The sequence below is a fragment of the Acinetobacter sp. YH12219 genome, from assembly GCF_013417875.1.
GTDB classification, from domain to species: domain Bacteria; phylum Pseudomonadota; class Gammaproteobacteria; order Pseudomonadales; family Moraxellaceae; genus Acinetobacter; species Acinetobacter amyesii.
Window position 1 is genome coordinate 65,758 of sequence record NZ_VPDC01000006.1, and the last position, 9,833, is coordinate 75,590.

Here is a 9,833-nt window from a genome sequence, read left to right on the forward strand (position 1 = left end):
AGATCACCGATAAAAAAAGGAGCGTAACGCTCCTTTTTAAATTTATGCTTTAGGCTTATCTTCAGCCGCTTTTACGCGAATACCCGCACCTTTGACTTTCAAAGTATTCAGGCCTTTAATCGCTTTTACAGCTTCACGACCATTTGGCATTTCGACAAAACCAAACCCTTTCGATTTACCTGTGCTTGCATCCATAACAACAACAGCAGACTCTACTGCGCCAAATGGTTTAAACAGTTCAACCAATTCTGCTTCAGTAACTGAACGCTCTAAGTTACGTACTAAAATTTTCATTCAATCTTCCAAATAGACAGCATCATCAAAAAGCATTTGTCTATTTTGCTTTTTAACTTGCATGTAAATCACGTCAAAAATCTATTTTAATCGAGATCGATACCAAAATCTAAATTAATCGATTTTCTTTCGATTAAGGCACTTTTTACGGTTTGCTGACGGGTTTTATAGTGTGTTTCCAAACTACATAAATTTCGAGTTAAATCATTCATAAAGTAACTTTCTACTTTACGCCCTTGCTCATCGACAGTTTCACGTGCCCAGTGGTTCAAGTTTTGCTTAGTCAAAATCAATTCATTTTGCGCACGTGTCAGCGCCACATATAACACGCGGCGCTCTTCTTCCACTTCATCGAAATTGCCTTGGGCACGTGCATGCGGGTATTGCCCTGGTGTGACATTCGCCACATAACAGACTTTTTGCTCCGTTCCTTTTGCCGAATGAATGGTAATTAAGGTCACGACATCACTATCAGATTGGCGTTCAATTTCAGAAATGGAAACTGGGTCAAGCACATATTCTTCTAAGAATTCACTCAACTGGGTATGTTTTGATGCCAGTTGTTTCACCAGATCAAAATCCCCGACACGGCGATTCCAATCTTTTTTATAGTTTTCTTCCAGCTGCTCAGAAATCGCTTGAACAGCCAAGCTTACACATTCTTTGACCTGATCTTTCAACACCGACATTTGCTTCATCATCAGAATCGCTTGGTCAGGCACTTTGCCAAATTTTTCCAACTTGGTTGCAATGGCTTGCATTTCTGGCTCAAGTAAAATCTGCTGCGATAACTTACTCGCACCGACATCACCCACACCATTCCACAAGGTTAAAAAGCGCATCCACGCGATATCATCTAAAGGATTGGCCACTACACGCAGCACACTGAGCAAGTCTTTTACATGGGCTGTTTCAAGTAATTTCATTCCGCCGATAAAGCGATACGGCACGTTTGCGGCAATACAGGCCGCTTCAATATGACGGGCGGCAAAGCTTGAACGCACAAGCACCATATGATCCGACCATTTGCTGCCTTCGAGGTAATGACGTTCTTTAATGTCGATGGCAATCCATTTGGCTTCATCAAACTCATTCGGGAAAATATGCATTTTCGGCTTAATCCCTTCACCACGATAGGCATCTAAGCGTTTGTCATATTTAATTTCGCTTTCATCCAACAACCAATTCGACAAGTCTAAAATTTCTTGGGTTGAACGATAATTTTTTTCGAGTTTGAAAATCTGTGCGTCGGGTACACGCTCTTTGAAATGATGAATGTTTTCAAAGTCCGCACCACGGAAGCCGTAAATCGACTGTGCATCATCGCCGACACAGAACAAACTGACACGTTCTTTTAGTGGCTCAAGTAACGCCCATTGCAGCGGATTGGTATCCTGCATTTCATCAACCAACATGTGGCGACAAATCGAAGCGACATAATCGACCAATCCATCTGATTCCGCCAAGGCTTTCGCCACAATCGCCAAGATATCGTCATAATCTAAAAAACTACGCGCACGTTTACGGGCTTCGTATTCTTTCATGATATCCGCGATTTGATCTTTCAACGCAAAGTACTCAGGCATTTGCTTTTCCATAGCAATGCTGAGTTTTTGGCGCGTATTCCGCGCAAAGGAATACAGATCACAGAGTTCTTTCGGCTTGGGCAAGTGATTGGGGTTTTTCTTATCATCACGACCACGAATCAGGCGGAACATCATGAGTTGATCATCACGATCAATAACCGAAAACTGCTCTAGGCCAAAGGCTTTTGGAATGCGGCGCAATAGGTACATACAAAAGGTGTGAAAGGTTGATGCACGTAACCCTTTGGCTTGCTCACCCAGAGCCAGCTCCACACGAGCGACAATTTCACTGGCCGCACGGCGAGTAAAAGTCAAAATTTGAATTTGATTGGCAGGCACGCCTTGATCAATTAAATAAGCTGCACGCGCCACGATGGTTTTGGTTTTACCACAACCTGCTCCTGCCAAAACCAAGCTATGCTGTGCTTCTGTTGTTGCGGCTTGTTTTTGTTGAGGATTTAATTCATCAATCAGGTTGGCTAAACTCATATGTACTCATCATTTCATGGATAGGTATAGTTTAGCAGATTGAAAAAAAATACATGCTAATGTAGGATCAAAATGGCTTTGTTGCACAAAGATTTCATAACTATATGATTTTAAAGGTTTTGATTATTTTTTAATCCAAAATTAAATTTATTTAAATCAGATGCTTACATATTTATGCAACAAAGCCGATCAAAATTAAAACTAGAAAACGATAAGTTTATGAAAAATTTTAAGCTAATTAACCATTTCCTTCAGCCAGTTTTATTACTCATAATATTTACAAATCATCCATCTTATGCAAAAAAATTGACTCAAACTGAATTTGATCACTTGATAAGTAAAAATAATCAGAAAGGAATTCAACTCCACGATGATCTAGCTGTAGCTCTAATTTCTGGCAATCATAAGCTTATATCCGATAATTTATGTGCAACTTATAAAATGAGTAAAGCACAATATGAAATTGCTTCAGAGAATTCTGAATTATTAAAAGCGAAACGGGCAAAAGAAAATGCAATAGAAAATATAAAAAACATTGAAAATATAATTCCAAAAAATCAAAAACCAATGGAAAAATATTGCAAAGATTCTCAACCAAATTAATCATATTTTCTAACTATGATTATCTTAAAACTCACTAGATGCATGTATAAATTTTTCCTTGATTTTTATCTCAAACATCTCATCACATTTCGACAGCAATGTTCCAAATTTAGTTCCGCATTTTTTAATGCATCTTCCAACTTACAATCTGGTGGATTAATCCCAACAATCTGTGTGAAACCTAAATCGTAGAGTTCCGCGATATCCTCACCAACCACACCAGCAAAAGCAATCACGGGCTTATTTAAACTTTTTGCGACCTGTGCCACGCCAAAAGGCGTTTTACCTAGCTTGGTTTGTTGATCAATTTTTCCCTCACCTGTCAGCACATAGTCTGCCTGTGCTATTTTTTCATTCAACTGACATTGTTCAATGACCAATTCCACACCTGATTGCATCGATGCACCCGCAAAAGCCATCAGCCCAAAACCTAGTCCACCTGCAGCACCTGCACCTGCTGCATCACGTAAAGCACAATCCAGAGTCGCTTCAACCACATCAGCATAATGACTGAGGTTCTGATCTAACTGACGCACCATCTCCTGCGTTGCGCCTTTTTGCGGGCCAAAGATATGGGATGCGCCATTATCACCACATAGTGGATTAATGACATCGCTGGCAATGATGATCTCTGTGTACTTTAAACGTGAGTCGAGCTGTGTCAAATCAAGACTATTAATTTGATCCAGACAACCACCACAAACTGCTATTTCGAAGCCATTTTCATCTAAAAATTGCGCCCCCAAGGCCTGCGCCATACCTGCACCGCCATCATTGGTCACACTCCCGCCCAAGCCAATGATAATTTTACTTACTCCAAAGTCTAGAGCAGCCTTGATCATTTCGCCCGTACCATAAGTTGACGTCAGTAATGGATTTCGCTGAGCCATATCGACAAGATGAATTCCATTGGCTTTTGCCATTTCAATCACTGCGGTTTTTCCACCGTCGATCAAACCGAAATATGTCGTCACAGCTTGATTGGGCAAAGGACCTGTAAGCGCTATCGTCACTTTTTGACCGTCGCAAGCACTGAGCAACGCATCTACAGTTCCCTCACCGCCATCTGCCATTGGCACAGCGATGACATTTGCATCTGGTATGAGCTTTAAAATTGCACGCTGCATCGCGTCACAGGCTTGTTGAGCACTCATACTTTCTTTAAATGAATCGGGCGCAAGAACAAAAGTGGTCATCTAAATGCTCAAAATAAAACTTGTCCTCAACCATAACGGTTTTAAAATAGCAGGTATATCTAAAAACATCAGAAAGGTTCGAAATGTCACGAATCAACCTAGGTCAGTCTGCACCTGAACTGTATAAAAAAGTTGCAGAACTTGATGCACTGGCTATGCAAAAAATAAATGAGTCTGGCCTAAGTGAAGGTTTAGCCCATTTACTGAAATTACGTGCATCCCAAATCAACGAATGTGCATTCTGTATTCGCATGCATGCGCAAGATGCACTTAAAACAGGTGAAAGTATTGAACGCATTAGCCTACTCAATGCATGGCGTGAAACTGCGTACTACGATGAAAAAGAACGTGCGGCTTTAAGCTTGATCGAAGCAATTACATTGATTGCCGAAGGCCAAGTTCCCGATGCAGTTTATGAAGATGCTCTACCATTTTTAACTGATGATCAAATCAGTGCAATTGAATGGCTCGCAATTGTCATTAACACATGGAATCGTATCGCCATTAGTAGCCGCTATAGCGTGAAACCTTAACGGGTTGTACACATTAAAACTGAATAAAAAAAGAGTGCCTCAGCACTCTTTTTTTATTTATCAGATCCGCAAGCAGTTTACTGCTCTGCCGAGCTTTTCGGTACTTCACGTCGAATATAAGAAGCCAAAGTAAGGTAGTTGACCCCTTGGAATAAAATATCAACCGCCAAGAATAATCCTAATACCCAAAATGGTGCATCAGGTGACATCAAAATGATCACACCCGTAATCAAGGTCAATAGACCTGAAAATAGTGTCCATCCCCAACCTTGAAATGCTCGAAATAGCACAGCATTAAAGATACGAATGACCCCTGCAATGATCAAAATAATCGCCAATAAATTGGTTAGGACAATGGCCGTTTTGACAGGCGTTGTAAATGCATAATAGCCTGCGACCAAATACAACACACCAAATAGTGCCCAGAACCAGCGGTAGCCGCCTTCAAAAATTTTAAATGCCGCGATGAAATGGATTACTCCACCTAACATCATCAGCACACCAAAAATATAAATCACCGTAAGTGTCGCAAATGGCAAAGCTGCCAAAAGGACCAATCCGAAGACCACCAATAAAGCACCTAAACCGAGATACCACTTACGGTTTTCATGGAGCTGACTGCGAATTAAATCGTTGCCTACTGTTCTCATGTTTTTTCTCAAATTATTCGTTACTCAATGGATTATGCAACTTCATGATGAAGAAAAATAAAAGAAAAGTCCAAATCTTATCCACACTGCCACTTGAAGCTGTGGATAAAATACGCTTTATCCACATTATTTTTTCCATCCCACTTCAATCGCTGTGACGTCATTCACCACAGTATCAGCTAAATCTTCAGGCATTTTACTTTGCGTCTGTGAAGTTGGAATGTGCCCAGCCATTAGTTCAGCTTTACTTTGTGGAAACAAAGGCTGCCGCTCAGGTTCTGCATAACCGACAGGGAAGATAGGCTGACCTGTGGCCAAATCATATTTATCAGTTGCACCAAAAGCGTGTAATAACTCATGGGCTAAAACGATTTTATTCTGCGCTGTCTGTTTATTCGATGCAAATATATTCACCGATCCAATTCGACCATTTTCCAAAGCTGTGGAATGTTTAAGTTCTTTGGTTTGAGTCGGATCATAATAATTTAAAAATAGCGTGACACTCGAAACACCATCTACATTTTCATGCTGCTGCCAAGCATAGTAGCGGAATTTCAAACTCCATAAGATAACGTCCAACATGCCAGCATCATTGGGTACTTTGGGAGGTAAAACTTTCAGCTCACGACCTAACTTAAAATACACATAAGTCGGTTGCCCTCGGTATTTCTGTGCTGTCGCTTGTAAATATTGTTGAACATCGTTTAAATCATTGACAGAGAGCTGCTGTATATAAGCTTGTGTGCTCTCTCGACCATCGGCATTAATTGGATGTAACAATACAAAGATCGGTTTACTCCAGTCTTGGTTTTTGTCTTTATAGGCATTGACTGCGACCACTAGTAGAATCAGCAGTAAACACAGTACCCGAATTTTTTTCCACATTCCCCAAGATCTCAATTAATTTTTAGCATTTATTTTCAGAATTAAAACAGAACATTCTTAAAATGTCTTGGACAATTTAAAAGCTCAATAGATTGCCTATCATCAAATATCCCTGATCAAAAGACATAAAAAATGCCGACCGAAGTCAGCACTTTATTGGTTTTAAAGCTTAAGCCTCAACCCACTTACCGTCTTGGTACACCAAAGACCATTTGGTTTGTTTGCCTTCAGCATTTTCAGAACCAATATATTGCGCTTGGTTTTTACGGCTGAATTTTACTAATGTTGGGTTTCCTTCAGGATCGACATCTGGTGCTTGTAAGATGAACTGATATTTCGCATCCAACTGATCTGCGACAGAACGTAGTTCCGCGACTTTAGGCGCACGAGTTTCACGTACTTTCGGGAACTTACTTGCAGCTAAGAATAAACCTGCTGCGCCATCACGAAGGACAAAGAAGTCATCATGTTTGGTTGAGCGTAAGTGTTCCATTTTTATTGGATCTACACGTGGAGGTGCCGGCTGACCGCTCTTCAACACTTTACGTGTATTGTCACAGCTATTACATGCAAAGTAAGGACCGAAACGGCCTGTCTTCAATTGCATTTCGCCATCACATTTGTCGCACGGAATGGTTGGGCCATCATACCCTTTGATTTTGAACTCACCTTCTTCAAGCTCAAAACCAGCACAGTCTGGGTTATTACCACAGATATGCAACTTACGCCCACCATCAATCACATAGCTGTCCATGGCTGTTTCACAGATTGGACAGCGTTTTTTCGACATTAAATCTGCTGTTTCTGCCGAGTCATCGTCAGACAGTGCAGCCAATGATTCTACAGGTGTCAGGTTTAAAGTTCCCTTACAACGCTCTTTTGGCGGTAAGTTATAACCTGAACAACCCAAGAACACGCCTGTAGTCCCTGTACGAATCTGCATCGGACGGTCACATTCTTTACAGTGCACCGCATCCACTTCTACAGGTAAATTACGGCGCATGCCATTTTCACCCTGAGCTGTGGTTAAACGTGTTTTAAAATCACCGTAGAAGCTATTGAGTAACTCTTTCCAGTTACGATCACCATCAGCGACTTTATCCAGCTGACCTTCAAGATCTGCCGTGAATGCATAGTTCATCAAGTTATTAAAGTTTTCATCGAGACGGTCTGTCACGATTTCACCCATTTTCTCGGCGAACAAACGACGGTTATCAAGCTTCACATAACCACGGTCTTGAATGGTTGAGATAATCGCAGCATACGTCGATGGACGACCAATCCCTTTTTTCTCAAGCTCTTTGACCAATGATGCTTCAGTGAAGCGCGCAGGTGGTTTAGTAAAGTGCTGCGATGGATCTAATTTTTCAAGTTTCAGTACTTCACCGACTTTTACAGCAGGTAACAGTACATCATCATCCGATTTGTTTTGGCCACGCACTTTAGTGAAACCATCAAAGACCAATGTACGGCCTTTGGCTTTGAGTTCGACGCCATTGGCATTAACTAAAATCGTTGATGATAAATATTCTGCAGGGGTCATTTGACATGCAACGAACTGACGCCAGATCAGGTCATAAAGACGCTGTGCATCACGCTCTACACCCACCAAACTATCGCCTTTTAGCGCGACATTTGATGGACGAATCGCTTCATGGGCTTCTTGCGCACCAGCTTTATTGCCGTAGCGATTTGGTTTAGCCGGTAAATATTTTTGACCAAACTCAGTTTCAATATGACCACGAACCATATTTACAGCGTCATCACTCAAGAATGTTGAGTCTGTACGCATGTAGGTAATAAAGCCGGCTTCATATAACCGCTGTGCCAACATCATGGTTTTCTTCACAGAAAAACCTAAACGTGTACTTGCTGCTTGTTGCAATGTAGACGTGATGTAAGGCGCGCTTGGATTAACCTTGGTTGGTTTGTCTTCACGTGCTGAAACTGTGTAGTGGGCATCTTTAATCAGGTTCAGTAAAGCATCCGTTTCAGCTTTATTGTGCAGTTTTAAAGTCTTGCCATTTTGCTTCACCGCTTCTAAGCGGATATCGTCTTTCTTCGACTTGGTATCTGCAAAAACTTGCCAAAATTCTTCTGGAACGAAGGCACGAATTTCACGTTCACGCTCAACCACAAGTTTAACAGCCACAGATTGCACACGACCTGCCGATAAACCACGGGCGATTTTTTCCCATAAGAGTGGCGAGATCATAAAGCCCACAATACGGTCGAGGAAACGACGGGCTTGCTGAGCATTGACTTTATCTGTATCGAGGCGAGAAGGATGTTTAAACGCTTCTTGAATGGCATTTTTGGTAATTTCGTTGAACACCACGCGTTGATAACGTGAGTCATCACCGCCAATGACTTCTTTTAAATGCCAAGCAATCGCTTCCCCTTCCCTATCCATATCCGTTGCGAGATAGACCTCGTCAACTTGCGATGCAAGCTTTTTCAGTTCTGCAACAACATGTTCTTTGCCTGGTAGGACTTCGTACTGTGCCTTCCAGTCATTTTCAGGGTCTACACCCATACGATTAACCAAAGCTTTTTGTGCTTTTTTGGCTTTTTCAGCTTCAGTTAATTTTGCACGAGTTACTGGCTTTTTCTCTGCTGTTTTACTCGAACCACCTGTAGGTAAATCACGGACATGACCCACCGATGATTTTACGATGTAATCAGAGCCCAAATATTTATTGATTGTTTTCGCTTTTGCAGGCGATTCCACAATCACTAACGCACGCTTTTTCCCAGCATCGGCAGATTTTGCTGTGGTACTTTTAGATGTGGACCGAGGAGCGTTCGCCATAGTTAACCATCATTCCTGTTTAATAGGTTTTTTAAAATTTAAAGTTCAGCCAATGAATGTAAAAATGCTTTCATATCATCAAGCTGTGTGGCTCTTAAGTCAGATTCTTCGTTCCAATAGAGTCCTACACAGTTTGCCTGCATATCAATAGCATAAATGCCCTTTAATGTAATGGCTAAATCCTTGAACTTGTCATCACCATGCACCAGTTCAAGTTTGTCATCGACCACTAAAGCACGCATTAAAGGCAAACGCGCATCTGGAATCAGCACACTGTAATACGCCACCATACTGGCACGTTTTTCAGAAGCCATTGGAATCTTGGTCCAAGCAGGTGCAGCCACTAAACGTGGGTGCAACCCCATCTTACGCGCCTTCTCACGCATAATGCCCAAGGCTTTTTCTCTAGGGTTTACTCGAAGTCCAAAAATCGACCCAAGTACAAAGACCACAATAAAAACGGTAACCCAGATTCCAGTATTTTCCATAGCACAACCTTTATATTCCTTTATTAGAGTTGCATAAGCGCAATATAAAACGCAAGCATGCTTAATGAATAATATTAGTTAGCAATATCGGGTTATAACTAACTTGCCGTTTACTATTAACCTCTATCAATCTATATTTCCTCAATAATTCTAATGAGTTAATAACATCATCTTCAGGCAAACATCTCTTTAAAATACTAGTAAAACCACTTAAAGATTTAGGAGGAGTATGGTTATTTACATCCATATGAGCGAGTAATTTATTTCTTATCTCAATCAATTTTTGCTCAATAGTTT

10 protein-coding genes are annotated in these 9,833 nt (G+C 41.2%); 2 read left to right on the forward strand and 8 right to left on the reverse strand.

What is annotated here, in order from left to right; translation table 11 throughout:
* Positions 1-42: 42 nt before the first annotated feature.
* Positions 43-294: an RNA-binding protein gene (locus FTV04_RS05630; RefSeq protein WP_078189697.1), complete on the reverse strand. Its 252-nt coding sequence runs from the start codon at positions 292-294 to the stop codon at positions 43-45.
* 86 nt (positions 295-380) lie between these two features.
* Positions 381-2,369 (reverse strand): ATP-dependent helicase, encoded by a 1,989-nt coding sequence (locus tag FTV04_RS05635; RefSeq protein WP_180088999.1) that lies wholly within the window; start codon positions 2,367-2,369, stop codon positions 381-383.
* A 219-nt stretch (positions 2,370-2,588) separates the two neighbouring features.
* On the opposite strand from FTV04_RS05635, the gene FTV04_RS05640 reads away from it, so the two are divergent.
* On the forward strand, positions 2,589-2,972 hold the full coding sequence (locus FTV04_RS05640; RefSeq protein WP_180089000.1) for a hypothetical protein: 384 nt from the start codon (positions 2,589-2,591) through the stop codon (positions 2,970-2,972).
* A gap of 65 nt (positions 2,973-3,037) precedes the next feature.
* Here FTV04_RS05640 and FTV04_RS05645 read toward each other — a convergent pair whose 3' ends face one another.
* On the reverse strand, positions 3,038-4,168 hold the full coding sequence (locus FTV04_RS05645; protein WP_180089001.1) for a glycerate kinase: 1,131 nt from the start codon (positions 4,166-4,168) through the stop codon (positions 3,038-3,040).
* A gap of 83 nt (positions 4,169-4,251) precedes the next feature.
* Here FTV04_RS05645 and FTV04_RS05650 point away from each other — a divergent pair, with 83 nt between their 5' ends.
* Entirely contained in the window at positions 4,252-4,701 is a 450-nt protein-coding gene (locus FTV04_RS05650; RefSeq protein ID WP_180005282.1) for a carboxymuconolactone decarboxylase family protein, read from the forward strand.
* A gap of 77 nt (positions 4,702-4,778) precedes the next feature.
* Here the strand turns inward: FTV04_RS05650 and FTV04_RS05655 are convergent, their stop codons facing one another.
* From FTV04_RS05655 to FTV04_RS16635, 5 genes are all read right to left on the reverse strand, one after another.
* On the reverse strand, positions 4,779-5,351 hold the full coding sequence (locus FTV04_RS05655; protein WP_078189701.1) for an HdeD family acid-resistance protein: 573 nt from the start codon (positions 5,349-5,351) through the stop codon (positions 4,779-4,781).
* 126 nt (positions 5,352-5,477) lie between these two features.
* Entirely contained in the window at positions 5,478-6,236 is a 759-nt protein-coding gene (locus tag FTV04_RS05660) for a hypothetical protein (RefSeq protein ID WP_168377896.1), read from the reverse strand.
* 169 nt (positions 6,237-6,405) lie between these two features.
* Positions 6,406-9,048, reverse strand: coding sequence for a type I DNA topoisomerase (gene topA / locus FTV04_RS05665; RefSeq protein WP_180089002.1), 2,643 nt, complete (start codon positions 9,046-9,048; stop codon positions 6,406-6,408).
* Between the two features lie 38 nt (positions 9,049-9,086).
* Entirely contained in the window at positions 9,087-9,536 is a 450-nt protein-coding gene (locus FTV04_RS05670) for a hypothetical protein (RefSeq protein ID WP_078189705.1), read from the reverse strand.
* A gap of 61 nt (positions 9,537-9,597) precedes the next feature.
* On the reverse strand, positions 9,598-9,833 hold a 236-nt coding region (locus FTV04_RS16635; protein ID WP_218949896.1), incomplete at its 5' end, for a hypothetical protein.